This is a genomic window from Pseudomonas sp. GP01-A4 (genome assembly GCF_058780865.1).
Map to the genome: position 1 here is coordinate 55,918 of NZ_JBYSWF010000018.1, position 17,059 is coordinate 72,976.

Here is a 17,059-nt window from a genome sequence, read left to right on the forward strand (position 1 = left end):
AAAACATGATCAGCGTTTGCGCAGGATCACGCTACCAATCGAATACCCTGCGCCAAACGAGCTAAGCACAGCCACAGCGCCCTTGGGCAAGTCGTCCTGGTAGGTGTGGAACGCAATCACCGAACCCGCCGAACTGGTGTTGGCGTAAGTATCGAGGATCACCGGCGCCTCTTCCACAGAAGCCTCGCGGCCCAGCAGTTTCTTCACGATCAGATGATTCATGCTGAGGTTGGCCTGGTGCAGCCAGAAACGCTTCACATCGCCAACATTCAGCTGGTTTTCCGACAGGTGCTTGCCGATCAACTCGGCGACCATCGGGCAGACATCACGGAAGACCTTGCGGCCTTCCTGCACGAACAGCTTGTCCGGGGCACCAATCCCCTCTTCCGCCGCGCGGTTGAGGAAGCCGAAGTTATTGCGGATGTTGTTGGAGAACTTGGTCAGCAACTTGGTGCTCACCACGTCGAACTGATGCTCGGAAGTGGCCAGGTCGGCCCGCTCCAGGATCACGGCGGTGGCCGCATCGCCAAAGATGAAATGGCTGTCGCGGTCGCGGAAATTCAGGTGGCCGGTGCAGATCTCCGGGTTGACCATCAGGATCGCCCGCGCCTGGCCCAGCTGGATGCTGTTGGCGGCGTTCTGGATACCGAAGGTCGCCGAGGAACACGCCACGTTCATGTCAAAGCCAAAACCCTGGATACCCAGCGCTTCCTGGACTTCGATGGCAATCGCCGGGTACGCCCGCTGCAGGTTGGAACAGGCGACGATCACACCGTCGATATCGGCGGCGGTCTTGCCGGCGCGCTGCAAGGCTTGCTCGGCAGCACTGACGGCCATCTGGCAGAGGATCGACCATTCGTCGTTGGAGCGCTCTGGCAGGCGTGGCGCCATGCGTTGCGGGTCGAGAATGCCGGCCTTGTCCATAACAAAGCGGCTCTTGATGCCCGAGGCCTTCTCGATAAAGGCGGCGCTGGATTCGGTCAGGGCCTCCACGTCACCGCGTTCAATGGCGGCGGCGTTATCCAGGTTGAACTGTTGCACGTAAGCATTGAAAGACTGCACCAGCTCTTCGTTGGAGATGCTGTTGGCCGGGGTGTACAGGCCTGTGCCGCTGATGACGACGTTATGCACGGTCGTTCCTCTAAATCTGTTCAGGCAGAAGGGTATTGGTACCGTCGTACCAAACCGTAAGTAGTTTTATGCCGCCCAGCGGCCTTCAAACTGGAAACGCTTTATTCCATCGCGCCACGGCTGCACCAGCCCAACTCGACGATCCCGGCATTTATAACCGCGAAGTTTGCCACAACATCGGACACTTGGCGCCTATCCCGCGCAAACACCTTCCCTGTGGCGAGCGAGCTTGCTCGCGCTGGATCGCGAAGCGGCCCCAATAAAGTGACCCGGGTGTTTCAGAGAGACCTTATGGGGCTGCTTCGCAGCCCAGCGCGAGCAAGCTCGCTCGCCACCGTTGCTTGCCGCACGTCGGTCACGCTTCGACCAGGCTCCATTGCTTGCTCAGGCGCTTGTCGGAAATCGGTACCTTGGTGCCCAACTGCTGGGCAAACAGCGAAACCCGGTATTCCTCCAGCCACCAGCGATACAGCTCCAGCTGAGGGTCGCGCTTGCCTTCCTGGGCGTGTTTGTTCAGGCGGTTCTGATACTGGCTCCACAAGCCGCCCAACTCGGTACTCCAGACCCGGTCCTTCTGCACCTGGCTTGGCAATTTCTCCAGGCGCAGCTCGATGGCCTTGAGGAAGCGCGGCAGTTCCTTGAACCATTGCGCCGGGGTTTCCCGTACGAAACCGGGATACACCAGATTGCTCAGTTGCTGCTTGATATCATTCAGCGCCACCGCCTGGGCCAGGTCAATCTTGCCCTTGAAGCGTTTTTGCAGGCCATGCCACAGTTTCAAAATTTCGAGGGTCAGGCGCGCCTGGCGCTCGGCGTGCTCGGTCCAACTGCCACGCTTGCGCTCGGCCAGGGCGGCCAGGCCGGCGCCGTCCCGCGGCAGGCTGGCTTCGCCTTCCAGCACGCAACTGTCGAGGCTGGCCAACAGAATGTCTTCCACCAGGGCTTCGATACGCCCCAGCTCGCGGTACATCAACCCCAACTCGGTCAGGCCCGGCAATTTGCCCCGCAGGAACTTTGCCGGCTCGGCCAGTTGTTGCAGCAGCAGGCGCTGCAAGGCTCGACGGTGCTGGAACTCAGCCTCGGCCGCGGTAGAGAAACGCCCTTCCTTGACCGTGCCGTTTTCTTCGACCAAGGCCGGATACACCGTCATCGAAAGCCCGGCTATGTTTTGCTGGGTTTTCTCGGCCACCGCCGCGAACACCTTGGCCTCCACCGGCTGCTGGCTCTTCGCAGTCTGCGGCACCGCCAACGCAGCTTGGCTGGCCTCGGCGAAACGCGCGGTCAACTCGGCCAGGTCGCGGCCTTCACCGAGGAACTTGCCCTGGCCGTCGACCACTTCCAGGTTCATCTTCAGGTGGCTCTCCACCTGCTGCGCAGCCTCGGCCCAGGCTTCATCGCTGACCCGTGCCCCGGTCATGCGCAGCAGCTCACGCCCCAAGGCCTGAGGCAACGAGCCTTGGCCGAACTCGATACGTTGCAACGCCGCCTTGACGAAATCCGGCACCGGCACGAAGTTCTTGCGCAGGGCCTTGGGCAAGTTGCGCACCAGGGCAATGCACTTGGCCTCGATCACACCCGGCACCAGCCATTCCAGGCGCTCGGGTGGCAAGGCCGGCAACAGCGGCGCCGGCACGCGCAGGGTCACACCGTCCCGTGGATGGTTGGGTTCGAAGTGATAACTCAAGGCCAGGGCCAGGTCGCCCAGGTGCAAGGTGTCGGGGTAATGGGCGGCGGTGACTTCACTGGCCTCGCGGGCCAGCACGTCTTCTTCGCGCATGATCAACAGCTGCGGGTCTTTCTGGCTGTTGACCTTGTACCAACTGTCGAAGGTCGCAGTCTGGTGGATCTCGGCGGGCAGGCGCGCATCGTAGAAGGCGTACAGCGTTTCCTCGTCCGCCAGGATATCGCGCCGGCGGGCCTTGGCTTCCAGTTCGTCGAGCTGCTCCAGCAATTGCTGGTTGGCCGTCAGGCAGCGGGCCCGGGACTGGATCTCGCCGCGCACCAGGCCTTCGCGGATAAACAGCTCGCGGGACGTCACCGGATCAATCGGCCCGTAATGCACCGGCCGGCGCCCGACGATGATCAACCCGAACAGGGTGATCTGCTCAAACGCCACCACCTGGCCGCGCTTCTTTTCCCAATGGGGTTCGAAGTGGTTTTTCTTGATCAGGTGCCCGGCCAACGGCTCGATCCAGTCGGCGTCGATCTTGGCCACCATCCGCGCGTACAGCTTGGTGGTTTCCACCAGCTCGGCGGTCATCAGCCATTGCGGACGCTTCTTGCCAATACCCGACGACGGGTGAATCCAGAAACGCCGCTGACGCGCGCCGAGGTAATCGCCCTCTTCGGTCTTCTGGCCAATCTGGCTGAGCAGGCCGGACAGCACCGCCTTGTGCAGTTTCGGGAAGTCCGCCGGTTCTTTATTGACGGTCAACTGCATGTCGCGACAGATCAGGCTCAACTGGCGGTGGGAGTCACGCCATTCCCGCAGGCGCAGGTAGTTCAGGAAATTCTTGCGGCACCAATTGCGCAGCGGGCTGGCGGTCAATTCCTGGCGCTGCTCTTCAAAACCCCGCCACAGGTTCACCAACCCGGCGAAGTCCGAATCCGCGTCCTTCCATTGTGCGTGAGCCTGGTCGGCGGCTTGCTGGCGCTCCGGCGGACGCTCGCGCGGGTCCTGGATCGACATGGCGCTGGCGACGATCAGCACTTCCTGCAGGCTGCCAAGCTTGGCCGCCTCCAGCAACATGCGGCCCATGCGTGGGTCCACCGGCAGACGCGCCAACTGGCGGCCCATCGGTGTCAGCTGGCTGTTGCGGTCAACGGCGGACAACTCTTGCAGCAGGTTGAAACCGTCGCTGATGGCCTTGCCGTCCGGCGGCTCGATAAACGGGAAATCGGTGATCTCGCCCAGGCGCAGGTGCAGCATCTGCAGGATTACGGCCGCGAGGTTTGTGCGAAGAATCTCGGGGTCGGTAAATTCCGGGCGCCCGATAAAATCCTCTTCGCTGTACAAGCGCACGCAGATACCGGGTTCGACCCGCCCGCACCGGCCTTTACGCTGGTTGGCACTGGCCTGGGAAATCGCCTCGATCGGCAGTCGCTGCACCTTGGCCCGGTAGCTGTAGCGGCTGATGCGCGCGGTGCCACTGTCGATCACATAACGAATGCCTGGCACGGTCAGCGAGGTTTCCGCGACGTTGGTCGCCAGCACCACACGCCGGCCCGGGTGCGACTGGAAGATCCGCTGCTGCTCCGCCGGCGACAGGCGCGCATACAGCGGCAGGATTTCAGTGTGCTTGAGCTGGGCCTTGCGCAGCATGTCGGCAGCGTCGCGAATCTCGCGCTCGCCGGGCAGGAACACCAGCACATCGCCGGGGCTCTTGCGCTCGCTGCGCTCGAAGGCGGCGATCTCATCGAGAGTGGCGAGAATCGCCTGGTCGACGGTCAGGTCGTCCTCGACGCGGTTGCCCTCCTCGTCCTGCTCCAGGGTCAGCGGGCGGTACCAGGTTTCCACCGGGAAAGTGCGGCCCGACACCTCGACAATCGGCGCATCGTCGAAGTGCTTGGAAAAGCGCTCCAGGTCGATGGTGGCCGAGGTGATGATGACCTTGAGATCCGGGCGACGCGGCAGCAGGGTTTTCAGATAACCCAGCAGGAAGTCGATGTTCAGGCTGCGTTCGTGGGCTTCGTCGACGATGATCGTGTCGTAGCGTTCGAGATAGCGGTCGTTCTGGGTTTCGGCCAGCAGGATGCCGTCGGTCATCAGCTTGATCAGGGTGTTGGAATCACTCTGGTCTTCAAACCGCACCTGATAACCCACCAGGGAACCCAGCGGCGTTGCCAACTCTTCCGCGACCCGGCTCGCCACGCTGCGCGCCGCAATCCGCCGCGGCTGGGTGTGGCCGATCAGGCCGTATTGGCCGCGGCCGATTTCCAGGCAGATTTTCGGCAACTGGGTGGTTTTACCCGAACCGGTCTCACCGGCAATGATCAGCACCTGATGCTTGAGCAACGCTTCCTTGATCTCGTCACGCTTGGCGGCGATCGGCAGGCTGTCGTCATAGCGAATCACCGGCAGGCTGGCGCGCCGCGCCGTCACCTGGGCGCAGGAAGCCTGCATCCGCGTCACCCACTGCGCAAGTTTTTCCTCATCGGGTTTCTTGCGCAGCTCAAGCAGCTGCCGCCGCAGGCGGTGGCGGTCGGCGAGCATGGCGTGATCGAGGTTTTTCAGCAGTTGGTCGATAGCGGGCGCTTGGTCAGTCATCAGGTACGCAAAGGTCGTCTATGTAGGCAGGGGGCGGATTGTCGCAGAAAAGCGCCGCCGCGCGCTCCCCTCATTCATTGTCCAGGCCCTTGCGCCGGTAAGGAAACACATCGATTACCTTGCCGGCGCGAATCGCCTCTTGCAGGCCTTTCCAGTAGTCGGCGTTGTACAACTCGCCGTGCAGTTCGTCGAACAGGCGGCGCTGGCCGGAATCAGCAAACAGGAATGGCGGGAACTCCTCGGGGAACACGTCCAGCGGACCGATGGAATACCAGGGCTCGGAGGCCATTTCATCTTCCGGGGTACGCGGCGCGGGGATGTGGCGGAAGTTGGCCTCGGTCAGGAAACAGATTTCGTCATAGTCGTAGAACACCACGCGACCGTGGCGGGTGACGCCAAAATTCTTCAGCAGCATGTCGCCCGGGAAAATATTCGCCGCCGCCAGTTGCTTGATCGCCAGGCCGTAGTCTTCCAGGGCTTCGCGCACCTGGGCTTCGTTGGCGTTTTCCAGGTAGAGGTTGAGCGGGGTCATGCGCCGCTCGGTCCAGCAGTGGCGGATCAGTACCGTATCGCCTTCGACTTCGACGGTACCGGCGGCGACTTCCAGCAGTTCGGCCAGGCATTCAGGCTCGAATTTGCTCAACGGAAAACGGAAGTCGGCGAACTCCTGGGTGTCGGCCATGCGCCCTACCCGGTCGACACTTTTCACCAACCGATACTTCTCGATCACGGTGGCGCGGTTGACGTTTTTCGACGGTGAAAACCGGTCCTTGATGATCTTGAACACGGTGTTGAAGCCCGGCAGGGTAAACACGCTCATGACCATGCCGCGCACGCCCGGCGCCATGATGAACTGGTCATCGGTGGTGGCAAGGTGGTTGATCAGCGCCCGGTAGAATTCGGATTTGCCGTGTTTGTAGAAGCCGATGGAGGTGTACAACTCGGCGATGTGCTTGCCCGGCAGGATGCGCTTGAGGAAGCCGATAAACTCCGCCGGCACCGGCACGTCCACCATGAAATAGGAGCGGGTGAACGAGAAGATGATCGACACATCGGCCTCGTCGGTGATCAGCGCGTCGATCTGGATGCCGCGCCCTTCCCGATGCAGCAGCGGGATCACCAGCGGCCACTGTTCGTCGCGGGTGTAGATGCGTCCGACGAGGTACGCGCCTTTGTTGCGGTACAGCACCGAGGAAAACAGTTCGACGTTGAGGTCCGGGTCCTTGCACACCCAGTCCGGCAGGTTTTCGCGCAATTGCGCCTCCAGGCGGCGCAGGTCGGCGGGCAAGTCGGCGTAGGGTTCGCTGAAACTGTAGTCGGCGAAAATCTGCTCCAGCATGCCCGCCAGCTTGCCGCCCGGCTTGTAGGTGCGGGTTTGCGCCGCCCGGGCGCGGCGCAGGCTGGGCCGGGTGGTATGGATGAACATGCAGCCGTCGCTGATCAGGTCATGGCTGAACAGCCCGCAAAACGTCGAGTTGTACCAGGTCTCGGACAGCTCATCGTCAAACCGCAGGTCGATCAGGCTGATGTAGGCACTTTTCACCAGCGGCCAGTCGGCAATGTCGAGCAACACGGCTTCATCGAAAGCCGCCCGCAGCCGCGCCGTGACTTCGCTGACCTTCTCTTCGTAAAGATTGATGCGCGCAGCCGATGCCGCCTGCCCTTGCTGCCACTGCGCCTTTTCAAAGCGCTCCCGGGCGCCGTCGGTGATCTGGCGGAAGTGCTCGCGGTAGTCGTCGAAGCCGTCGAGGATCATCTGCGCAATGTCGAGGGCGGGCGTTGGCTGCGGCATTCGGGAAACCTCTGCGGGCATTTGGAGTGAGCTGAGCTTAGCCAGTGTGCGGGAACAGGAGAAGGATCATTTTTCATTCAGACTTGTACAAGATTGTTCATTTCGTACATTTATTTACTCTTTATTTAATTCGACTAACCGGTCAACAAAAAACCCGCGCGTCACCCTCCCCGCATTAAACGTTTCATCTACAGGCCTTGTGTGACGTGGCCTGCCTGTGCGAGCCGGGGTAAATAAGAGTCTTTGCTCTACTGCTCCGGTACTGGTGGCTTCTCGACCATTGGATCCAACGTAAGGGAAACCCTGACTACCCTAGCTAGTGGCACTTTGCTATATAGCGCGCCCTCTCCCACCTAACAAGGTCAGAAGACCGATCCGGGATCAGGTTCTAACCGCCAAAGGAGCATTGAGATGTCATTGAGGAATATGGGGATCGGCCTGCGCGCCAGTCTGAGTTTTGCGGTACTGGCCGGCTTGCTGGTAGTGGTGGGTCTGTTTGGCTTGGGGCAAATGGCCAAGCTGCGGGAAAGCGCCACCGTGATTGAGGATTCCTGGATGCCGAGCATCGAGACGGTCCACGACAGCGCGGCCTTTATCGCCAGCATCCGCCTGGAAGCACTGCGCCTGTTGACCACCGACGAATCCAGGGTGCGCGACAACAGCAAGAGCCTGATCAGCAAGGAACAGGCAGACCTGCAGGAAAGCTTCAAGCAATACGAAACACTGGTGGTCAACGAGCAGGACGCCGAGATGCTCAACCAGCTGAAAAGTACCGTATCGACGTACATGAGCATCATGGGCCAGATGATTCAGCTGGTGGACCAGGATCAACAGCAGCAGGCCATGGACCTGCTCAACAGCCGCCTCGCGCCCCAGGGCCTGGTGCTCAACAAGAGCCTGGAAGACCTGATCACCTTCAACCAGAAAGGCGTCCAGGAAGCCGCAGAGTCAGCGGCGCAGATGTACTACAGCGCCCAATGGATCGTAGGCCTGATCATCATCACCGCCCTGCTGGCCACCTTGTTGCTGGCCTGGCTGCTGACCCGCAGCATCACCGCGCCCATTGGCCAGGCACTGACAGTGGCCCGCACCATCGCCTCCGGCGATCTGAGCCGGCCGATCGTCGTGGAGGGCAAGGATGAGCCGGCGCAACTGCTCACCGCGCTGGCCACCATGCAGGCCAACCTGCAGGAAACCATCCGTGGCATCAGCGAATCGTCGCAGCAGTTGGCCTCGGCGGCGGAGGAGATGAGTTCGGTAATGGAGCAGAGCACCCGCGGCCTGCAAGCGCAGAACGACGAGATCGAACAGGCTGCCACCGCCGTGACGCAGATGAGCGCGGCAGTCGATGAAGTGGCGGGCAATGCGGTTTCCAGCGCCGAAGCCTCCAAGGCCTCCGACGAAGACAGCAAGCACGGTCACTACCAGATCAGCGAAACCATCAGCTCGATCCAGAACCTGGTGGACGAAGTCCTCGGTGCCTCGACCAAGGCCGAGGGCCTGGCGGCGCAGGCCCAGGACATCAGCAAGGTGCTTGAAGTGATTCGCGGGATTGCCGGGCAGACCAACCTGCTGGCACTCAACGCGGCGATTGAGGCGGCCCGCGCGGGCGAGGCCGGTCGTGGTTTTGCCGTGGTGGCTGACGAAGTGCGCTCCCTGGCACAACGCACCCAGGACTCCACCGAAGAAATCGAGCAGATGATCAACGGTATCCAGCAAGGCACCCAGGACACCGTCGGCGCCCTGAACAGCAGCGCCGAACACGCTGGCCAGACCTTGCAGCGAGCCAACAGCGCCGGCAGTGCACTGGAGAAAATCACGGCGGCGATCTCGCAGATCAGCCAGCGCAACCTGGTGATCGCCAGCGCCGCCGAGCAGCAAGCGTTGGTGGCTCGTGAGGTGGACCGCAGCCTGGTGAACATCCGGGACCTGTCGACGCAAACCGCCGCCGGTGCCACCCAGACCTCGGCGGCCAGCCAGGAACTGTCGCGGCTGGCGGTGGACCTCAATGGCTTGGTGACGCGTTTCGTGCTGTAAAACATGTATTAGCGATTGTGTCAGACAGGTCGGTGGGCAACACTTCCGCCCTTATCAAACTGGAGTTCCTCCGTGAGACCTGTCGACACCCTGCACCTGTTGGTGCTGGCCGCTATCTGGGGCGCGAGTTTTTTGTTCATGCGAATTATCGCGCCGGAAATCGGCACCCTTCCTACCGCGTTTTTCCGGGTGTCGATTGCTGCCACCGGCCTGCTGGTGATCCTCGCCATGATGCGGGTGAGTTGGGATTTCCAGGGCAAGTTCAAGACGGTCCTGTTGCTCGGGGTGATCAACTCGGGCATTCCCGCGACCATGTATTCAGTGGCGGCCCAAGTGCTGCCGGCCGGTTACTCGGCGATCTTCAATGCCACGACGCCACTGATGGGCGTGCTGATTGGCGGGTTGTTCTTCAGTGAGCGCCTCACGCCGTCGAAAATCGCCGGGGTATGCCTGGGCCTGTTCGGCGTTGGCATCCTGACCCGCGCCGGGCCGGTGGCCTTCGACATGGAATTGTTGATGGGTGCGCTGGCATGCCTGTTGGCGACCACCTGCTATGGCTTTGCCGGCTTTTTGGCACGCCGCTGGCTCGATCAACAGGGCGGGCTGGACAGTCGCCTGGCGGCCCTGGGCAGCATGCTCGGGGCCACGCTGTTCCTGCTGCCGCTGTTTGCCTGGAGTGCCATCAGCCATCCACCGGTCAGCTGGGGTGGCTGGCCTGTATGGTTGTCGCTGCTGGGGTTGGGGCTGGTATGCACGGCGTTTGCCTACATCCTGTACTTCCGCTTGCTGACGTCCATCGGCCCGGTGAAGTCGATGACCGTGACCTTCATGATTCCGCCATTCGGGGTGTTGTGGGGCGCGTTGCTGCTGGATGAGCCGTTGTCCATGGCGCATCTGTATGGCGGGTTATTGATTGCGGGGGCGTTGTGGCTGGTGCTTCGGCCGGGGAGATTGGCCCGCAAGCTGTAGGAGCTTTTTGGCTCCTACAGCATTGGGTTTATCAGCCCTTACGGAACACGAAAGCCAATCCGACGATGATCAAGCCCATCCCCAGCAAGCTCAACATTGCCAGCTTGTTGCCGAAGATCAGGTAGTCCATCACCGCCGTCACCGCGGGCACCAGGTAGAACAAGCTGGTGACATTCACCAGATTGCCCCGGGCAATCAGCCGGTACAGCAACAGCGTCGCCAGCAACGACACCACCAGCCCCATCCACAGCACCGGCACGAAAAAGCCGGTGTTGTGTTCAAAGTGGAACGGCTGGAACGGCACAAACACCGAGCACAACAGCAAGCCGGCCAGGTATTGCACAGGCAGCGTGCCCAACGGGTTATCGGTGATGCGCTTCTGCATGATCGAACCAAAGGTCATGCTGGCCAGGGCCAACAGGCCAAAAAGCATGCCTGCCAGGGACATGCCGGACATCCCGATGCCCTGGTACACCACCATGATCAACCCCGCCATTCCCAGCCCGAGGCCGAACATCCGGCTCCAGGAGCGCCGGCGCTCCATCAACACCACGGTCAGGATCGGCTGCACGCCCATGATGGTTGCCATCATGCCGGGCGTGACTTTGAGGTCCAGGGCCAGCAGATAGAAAATCTGGTAGGCCCCCAACAGCACCAGCCCGGTAGCCGCCGCGTAAAGCATCGGCTTGCCGGGACGCGGCAACTTCAGCTTGAGGATCGGTACCAGTATCACCAACCCCGCCAGGGCGATGGCGAAACGGATCAGCAGAAACGCAAAGGGTGAAGCGTGGGCCAGGCCCCATTTGGAGAAAATCGCCCCGCTGCTCCACAGCAAGACAAACAGGCTCGTCGAGGCCGCCGCGGCCACGGATTGTTTCGAAAGAACAGACATGGATACCACCTGTGATCAGGCAAAAAGCCAACTCAGCAACAGCTGAAATTCAGTAGGTTTTTTCAGGCGGGCACAGGGGAACAGCCATCAGCTGATCAGCCCGAAATGCCAACACCCGGCGGTGATACGACTGCGTACACCGGCGTGCTACTGACAGGTGGGGGGTAGTGACTGATCTGCGCAGGCTGCTGGCTCCCGCACGGCACGACCGCAGCGTTGACCGCTGAATCGACTACCGCTATGCGCAGGGAAGCTGGCATGTGCTGATCTTTTATGAAGGGATGAACAAGGTGTCTGGAAACACCTGCGGCCGACTATAACCAGCTGGGGACATGCTTTGCAATAACTTCGCCCGCACAAATCCAGCGCATAAAAAAACCGCTCATCGGAGCGGTTTTTTCGTGCCTGCAAAAGCCTTAACCAAACAACCAATACCCCAGCGCCGTCAGCACCACCACCGCCAGCACTGGCCGCAGGATGCGATAAGCCTTCGGATGCTTGCGCTTCCACTGCTTGACCACGCCACTGAAGCTGTCGCTGAAGCGCTTGCTCCAGGCATACGCCTGGTTGATGCCGCCAACGCGTTCGTCATCCAGGTTCTGCGGTGCGGTGGCGCGCCCCAGTTGCGCGCTGACCCAACGGTTGATGCGGGTCATCAGGCGGTTGCTCAGCGGGCGTTCGATGTCGCAGAACAGGATCACCCGGGTGTGCTCGGTTTCGTTCTTCACCCAGTGCACGTAGGTCTCGTCGAACATTACATCTTCACCGTCGCGCCAGGCGTACACCTGGCCGTCGACGAAAATACGGCAGTCGTCGGAGTTCGGCGTGGACAGCCCCAGGTGATAACGCAGCGAACCGGCAAACGGGTCGCGATGCGGGTTGAGGTGGCTGCCACCTGGCAACAGGGCGAACATCGCGCCCTTGACGTTAGGAATGCTGCTGACCAGGGCCACGGTTTTCGGGCACAGCAGTTCAGCCGACGGCAACGGTTTGTCGTACCACTTGAGGTAGAAACGCTTCCAGCCCTTCTTGAAGAACGAGCCGAAACCGGCGTCGTTGTTCTTCTCCGCGGCGCGGATGTAGCCCTCGTCGAACAGGTGCATGGCCTCTTCGCGAATCACTTCCCAGTTGTCCTTGAGCACGTCCAGCTCCGGGAACTTGCTGCGGTCCAGGTACGGCTTGGACGGCACGGCGGAGAAGATGTACATCAAGGCGTTGTACGGGGCGAACAGCGCTGAATGGTTGACGAACTGACGCAACATCGGCAAACGGGCCTTGCCACGCAAATGCACATACAGCGTGCTGCCGATAAACAGCAGCAACACCGACAGTTTGGCGGCCAAAGAAAAGGTCATGCAGCAACTCCTGGAAATAGGCGTCTGGCCATTAGCCTCCCGTTACGGGGAAACCAGACGTAGCAGCCGGCCATGATAAACACTCCGGGCCTCGGGAAAAACCCGCGCACTCCAACAATCAGCATCTAGCGGTGCGCGATAACGGGCCAATTATGCATAAGGGCCACGCCATCGCGCTGATTTGAATCAAGCCTGGTTTTCCTGATCGGTGAACAAATCGGCGAACAGCATGCTCGACAGGTAGCGTTCACCGGAGTCCGGCAGCACCACGACGATGGTCTTGCCCTGCATTTCCGGCTTCTGCGCCAGTCGCACCGCCACGGCCATCGCCGCGCCGCAGGAGATACCACACAGAATCCCCTCCTCCTGCATCAGGCGCAACGCCATGGCCTTGGATTCTTCGTCGCTGACCAGTTCGACCCGGTCGACCATCGACAGGTCGAGGTTCTTCGGCACAAAACCGGCGCCGATACCCTGGATCTTGTGGGGGCTGGGCTTGATCTCTTCACCGGCCAGCGCCTGGGTAATCACCGGCGAACTGATCGGCTCCACCGCCACCGACAGGATCGGCTTGCCCTGGATGTTCTTGATATAGCGCGACACCCCGGTGATGGTGCCGCCAGTGCCCACGCCCGCTACCAGCACGTCCACCGCGCCATCAGTGTCATTCCAGATTTCCGGACCGGTGGTTTTCTCGTGGATCGCCGGGTTGGCCGGGTTTTCGAACTGGGCCGGCATAAAGTACCTGGCCGGGTCGCTGGCAAGGATTTCGCCGGCTTTTTCAATCGCGCCCTTCATGCCCTTGCCCGGCTCGGTCAACACCAGTTCGGCGCCGAGGGCCTTGAGCACCTTGCGGCGCTCGATGCTCATGGAGGCGGGCATGGTCAGCAACAGCTTGTAACCACGGGCGGCGGCGACAAATGCCAGGCCGATCCCGGTGTTGCCGGAAGTCGGCTCGACAATGGTCATGCCCGGCTTGAGTTTGCCGCTGCCTTCGGCATCCCAGATCATGTTTGCGCCAATCCGGCACTTCACCGAATACCCCGGGTTACGCCCTTCGATCTTGGCCAGGATAGTCACGCCACGCGGCGCGATACGGTTGATCTGAACCAGGGGAGTGTTACCGATGGAGTGCGCGTTGTCTGCAAAAATGCGGCTCATGACGGGTCCTTAAGGCAATTTCAGGAAGGCCCCAAGGGTATGCCTCGTGTTGCAAGGCGTCCAGTCAAGCGAACGTCCGGCGGCGCCAGCAGTCAATCGCCTACACGGATGGAGAATTTTCCTATGAAACGTCGCTACAGTTGGCCGCTCTGGACCCTCGTCGGGGTCGTGGTACTGCTGGTCGTCCTGGATATCGCCCTGCCCTATCTGGTGCGCAATTACCTGAATGACAAACTCGCCGACATGGGCGATTACCGCGGCCAGGTCACCGATGTCGACCTCGCACTGTGGCGCGGCGCCTATCGGATCAACGGCCTGCAGATCGTCAAGGTCGACGGCAAGGTGCCGGTACCGTTCGTCAAGGCGCCGGTGATCGACCTGTCAGTGAGCTGGCATTCGCTGTGGTACGACCACGCAGTGGTGGCCGAGGCACAGTTCATCAAGCCGGAGCTGAACTTCGTCGACGGCGGCACCAACAAACAGGCGTCCCAGACCGGTCAGGGCACCGACTGGCGGGCCCAACTGAGCAAACTGTTGCCGATCACCCTGAACGAGGTACGCATCGACGACGGAAAGATCGCGTTCCATAACTTCAGTTCGAAACCGCCGGTCAATATGTACGCGACCCAGGTCAACGCCAGCTTCTACAACCTGACCAACGTGGTGGATGTCAAAGGCCAGCGCGACGCGCGCTTCGACGGCAAGGCGCTGTTCCTGGGCCAGGCACCGCTGGAAGCCACCGCCACGTTCGACCCCTTGAGCAATTTCGAAAACTTCGAATTCCGCTTCCGGGCCCGGGATATCGAACTCAAGCGCATGAATGACTTCGCCTCGGCCTACGGCAAGTTCGACTTCAATGCCGGCAGTGGCGACCTGGTGGTTGAAGCCCAGGCCGAAAAAGGCCAGTTGACCGGCTACATCAAGCCTTTGCTGCGCAATGTCGAAGTGTTCAACTGGCAGCAGGATGTCGAGAACAAGGACAAGGGCATCTTCCGGTCGATCTGGGAGGCGGTGGTTGGCGTCAGCGAAACCGTGCTGAAGAACCAGCAGAAAAACCAGTTCGCCACCCGCGTGGAGCTCAGCGGCAACGTGCACCAGCAAGATATCAGCGCGTTCCAGGCGTTTTTGCAGATTTTGCGCAATGGTTTTGTCCAGGCCTTCAACGCCCGCTATGAACAACCCAAGCCCTCGACAGATTGATCTTCAACGTGACTGCCCATTCAGAGACTGAATAGCCCGTCTGCGTTCACAGTCGCCGGGGCTGCGCGGTATAGTCGGGCCAAGCTGATTACTCGCCCGCTTCGGTCCTGCACCGTTCGGCGTCACGTTCGAGGATTGATAGATGAAGTTCGAAGGCACCCAGGCCTACGTTGCCACCGATGACCTGAAACTGGCCGTCAATGCCGCCATCACATTGGAGCGGCCACTGCTGGTCAAGGGCGAACCGGGCACCGGCAAGACCATGCTCGCCGAGCAACTGGCCGAATCCTTTGGCGCCAAGCTGATCACCTGGCACATCAAGTCCACCACCAAGGCGCACCAGGGCCTGTACGAGTACGACGCGGTGAGCCGCCTGCGGGACTCGCAGCTGGGCGTGGACAAGGTGCACGACGTACGCAACTACCTGAAAAAGGGCAAGCTCTGGGAAGCCTTCGAGTCCGAGGAGCGGGTCATCCTGCTGATCGACGAAATCGACAAGGCCGACATCGAGTTCCCCAACGACCTGCTGCAAGAACTCGACAAGATGGAGTTCTACGTCTACGAAATCGACGAGACCATCAAGGCCAAGAAGCGCCCGATCATCATCATTACCTCCAACAACGAAAAAGAGCTGCCGGACGCGTTCCTGCGCCGCTGCTTCTTCCACTACATCGCCTTCCCGGACCGCACCACCCTGCAAAAGATCGTCGACGTGCACTACCCGGACATCAAGAAAGACCTGGTCAGCGAAGCCCTCGACGTATTCTTTGACGTGCGCAAAGTACCGGGCCTGAAGAAAAAACCGTCCACCTCCGAACTGGTGGACTGGCTGAAACTGCTGATGGCCGACAACATCGGCGAAGCGGTACTGCGCGAGCGCGACCCCACCAAGGCCATCCCGCCCCTGGCCGGTGCCCTGGTGAAGAACGAGCAGGACGTGCAGTTGCTGGAACGCCTGGCGTTCATGAGCCGTCGCGGTAACCGATAAGGGCGATTACCATGCTGCTCAACCTGTTCAATGAAATGCGCGCAGCCAAGGTGCCGGTGTCGGTGCGTGAGCTGCTGGACCTGATCAACGCGCTGAAACAGCGCGTGACCTTCGCCGACATGGACGAGTTCTACTACCTGGCCCGGGCGATCCTGGTGAAGGACGAACGGCATTTCGACAAGTTCGACCGGGCCTTCGGCGCCTACTTCAACGGTCTGGAAAAACTCGACGATCACCTGCAGGCACTGATCCCCGAAGACTGGCTGCGCAAGGAATTCGAACGCTCGCTGACCGACGAGGAACGCGCACAGATCCAGTCCCTCGGCGGGCTGGACAAGCTGATCGAAGAATTCAAGAAACGTCTGGAAGAACAGAAGGAACGCCACGCCGGCGGCAACAAGTGGATCGGCACCGGCGGTACCAGCCCCTTCGGCTCCGGCGGCTTCAACCCCGAAGGCATTCGCGTGGGGGATGCCGGCAAGCGCCAGGGCAAGGCGGTCAAGGTCTGGGACCAGCGCGAGTACAAGAACCTCGATGATTCGGTGGAACTGGGCACGCGCAACATCAAGATCGCCCTGCGCCGCCTGCGCAAGTTCGCACGCCAGGGTGCGGCGGAAGAGCTCGACATTGACGGCACCATCGACCATACGGCCCGCGATGCCGGGCTGCTGAATATCCAGATGCGCCCGGAGCGGCGCAACACCATCAAGCTGTTGCTGCTGTTCGACATCGGCGGCTCGATGGATGCCCATGTGAAGACTTGCGAAGAGTTGTTCTCGGCGTGCAAGACCGAGTTCAAGCACCTGGAGTATTTCTACTTCCACAACTTCATTTATGAATCGGTGTGGAAGAACAACATGCGCCGGGGCTCGGAACGCACCTCGACCCAGGATTTGCTGCACAAGTACGGTGCCGACTACAAAGTGATCTTTATCGGCGATGCGGCCATGGCGCCGTATGAAATCACCCAGGCCGGCGGCAGCGTCGAGCACTGGAATGAAGAGCCCGGGTATGTGTGGATGCAGCGGTTCATGGAGAAGTACAAGAAGCTGATCTGGATTAATCCGTACCCGAAAGATACCTGGGGCTATACGGCGTCCACCGGGATTGTCCGGGATTTGATCGAGGACCAGATGTTTCCGTTGACGTTGCGCGGGCTTGAGGAAGGGATGCGCTTTTTGTCGAAGTAAGTTGTTTCCCAGACAACCACGATCAAATGTGGGAGCGGGCTTGCTCGCGAAAGCGCAGTGTCAGTCACCGAATATAT

Annotated in this window: 11 protein-coding genes; 5 read left to right on the forward strand and 6 right to left on the reverse strand. The window is 60.8% G+C overall.

The genetic code is table 11. The features are described 5' to 3' along the window. Positions 1–9 precede the first annotated feature (9 nt). From AC3WKX_RS13245 to aceK, 3 genes are all read right to left on the reverse strand, one after another. Positions 10–1,131: a beta-ketoacyl-ACP synthase III gene (locus tag AC3WKX_RS13245; protein WP_003210699.1), complete on the reverse strand. Its 1,122-nt coding sequence runs from the start codon at positions 1,129–1,131 to the stop codon at positions 10–12. A 355-nt stretch (positions 1,132–1,486) separates the two neighbouring features. Next, the gene (gene hrpA / locus AC3WKX_RS13250; RefSeq protein WP_008437986.1) at positions 1,487–5,398 is read right to left on the reverse strand and encodes an ATP-dependent RNA helicase HrpA; all 3,912 of its coding nucleotides are present in this window, start codon (positions 5,396–5,398) and stop codon (positions 1,487–1,489) included. Positions 5,399–5,468: 70 nt separating this feature from the next. Then, positions 5,469–7,190, reverse strand: coding sequence for a bifunctional isocitrate dehydrogenase kinase/phosphatase (gene aceK, locus AC3WKX_RS13255; RefSeq protein ID WP_102368332.1), 1,722 nt, complete (start codon positions 7,188–7,190; stop codon positions 5,469–5,471). A 426-nt stretch (positions 7,191–7,616) separates the two neighbouring features. Here aceK and AC3WKX_RS13260 point away from each other — a divergent pair, with 426 nt between their 5' ends. Together AC3WKX_RS13260 and AC3WKX_RS13265 are read left to right on the forward strand one after the other, a co-directional pair. Continuing rightward, on the forward strand, positions 7,617–9,227 hold the full coding sequence (locus AC3WKX_RS13260; RefSeq protein WP_003210696.1) for a methyl-accepting chemotaxis protein: 1,611 nt from the start codon (positions 7,617–7,619) through the stop codon (positions 9,225–9,227). A gap of 72 nt (positions 9,228–9,299) precedes the next feature. After that, a complete protein-coding gene (locus AC3WKX_RS13265; protein ID WP_008437984.1) occupies positions 9,300–10,196 on the forward strand; it encodes a DMT family transporter in 897 nt (298 codons plus the stop codon). A gap of 31 nt (positions 10,197–10,227) precedes the next feature. Here AC3WKX_RS13265 and AC3WKX_RS13270 read toward each other — a convergent pair whose 3' ends face one another. The 3 genes from AC3WKX_RS13270 to cysK all read right to left on the reverse strand — a co-directional run bounded on the left by AC3WKX_RS13270 (position 10,228) and on the right by cysK (position 13,604). Then, positions 10,228–11,088 (reverse strand): DMT family transporter, encoded by an 861-nt coding sequence (locus AC3WKX_RS13270; protein WP_102605383.1) that lies wholly within the window; start codon positions 11,086–11,088, stop codon positions 10,228–10,230. 416 nt (positions 11,089–11,504) lie between these two features. Next, a complete protein-coding gene (locus tag AC3WKX_RS13275; RefSeq protein ID WP_003210693.1) occupies positions 11,505–12,443 on the reverse strand; it encodes an aspartyl/asparaginyl beta-hydroxylase domain-containing protein in 939 nt (312 codons plus the stop codon). A gap of 186 nt (positions 12,444–12,629) precedes the next feature. Next, positions 12,630–13,604 carry a cysteine synthase A gene (gene cysK, locus AC3WKX_RS13280; RefSeq protein ID WP_102605382.1) on the reverse strand — a complete coding sequence of 325 codons (975 nt, stop codon included), beginning with the start codon at positions 13,602–13,604 and terminating at the stop codon, positions 12,630–12,632. Positions 13,605–13,727: 123 nt separating this feature from the next. Here cysK and AC3WKX_RS13285 point away from each other — a divergent pair, with 123 nt between their 5' ends. The 3 genes from AC3WKX_RS13285 (at position 13,728) to AC3WKX_RS13295 (ending at position 16,982) form a co-directional block, all read left to right on the forward strand. Beyond that, a complete protein-coding gene (locus AC3WKX_RS13285) occupies positions 13,728–14,804 on the forward strand; it encodes a DUF748 domain-containing protein (protein WP_102605381.1) in 1,077 nt (358 codons plus the stop codon). Positions 14,805–14,946: 142 nt separating this feature from the next. Next, positions 14,947–15,792, forward strand: coding sequence for an AAA family ATPase (locus AC3WKX_RS13290; protein ID WP_003210690.1), 846 nt, complete (start codon positions 14,947–14,949; stop codon positions 15,790–15,792). Between the two features lie 11 nt (positions 15,793–15,803). Next, positions 15,804–16,982, forward strand: coding sequence for a vWA domain-containing protein (locus tag AC3WKX_RS13295; RefSeq protein WP_003210689.1), 1,179 nt, complete (start codon positions 15,804–15,806; stop codon positions 16,980–16,982). Positions 16,983–17,059: the final 77 nt, after the last annotated feature.

Coding starts and splice junctions, on each gene's coding strand:
- hrpA (WP_008437986.1), bottom strand. CDS start 5,398: ATGACTGACCAAGCGCCCGCTATCGACCAACTGCTGAAAAACCTCGAT.
- aceK (WP_102368332.1), bottom strand. CDS start 7,190: ATGCCGCAGCCAACGCCCGCCCTCGACATTGCGCAGATGATCCTCGAC.
- AC3WKX_RS13260 (WP_003210696.1), top strand. CDS start 7,617: ATGGGGATCGGCCTGCGCGCCAGTCTGAGTTTTGCGGTACTGGCCGGC.
- AC3WKX_RS13270 (WP_102605383.1), bottom strand. CDS start 11,088: ATGTCTGTTCTTTCGAAACAATCCGTGGCCGCGGCGGCCTCGACGAGC.
- AC3WKX_RS13275 (WP_003210693.1), bottom strand. CDS start 12,443: ATGACCTTTTCTTTGGCCGCCAAACTGTCGGTGTTGCTGCTGTTTATC.
- cysK (WP_102605382.1), bottom strand. CDS start 13,604: ATGAGCCGCATTTTTGCAGACAACGCGCACTCCATCGGTAACACTCCC.
- AC3WKX_RS13285 (WP_102605381.1), top strand. CDS start 13,728: ATGAAACGTCGCTACAGTTGGCCGCTCTGGACCCTCGTCGGGGTCGTG.
- AC3WKX_RS13290 (WP_003210690.1), top strand. CDS start 14,947: ATGAAGTTCGAAGGCACCCAGGCCTACGTTGCCACCGATGACCTGAAA.
- AC3WKX_RS13295 (WP_003210689.1), top strand. CDS start 15,804: ATGCTGCTCAACCTGTTCAATGAAATGCGCGCAGCCAAGGTGCCGGTG.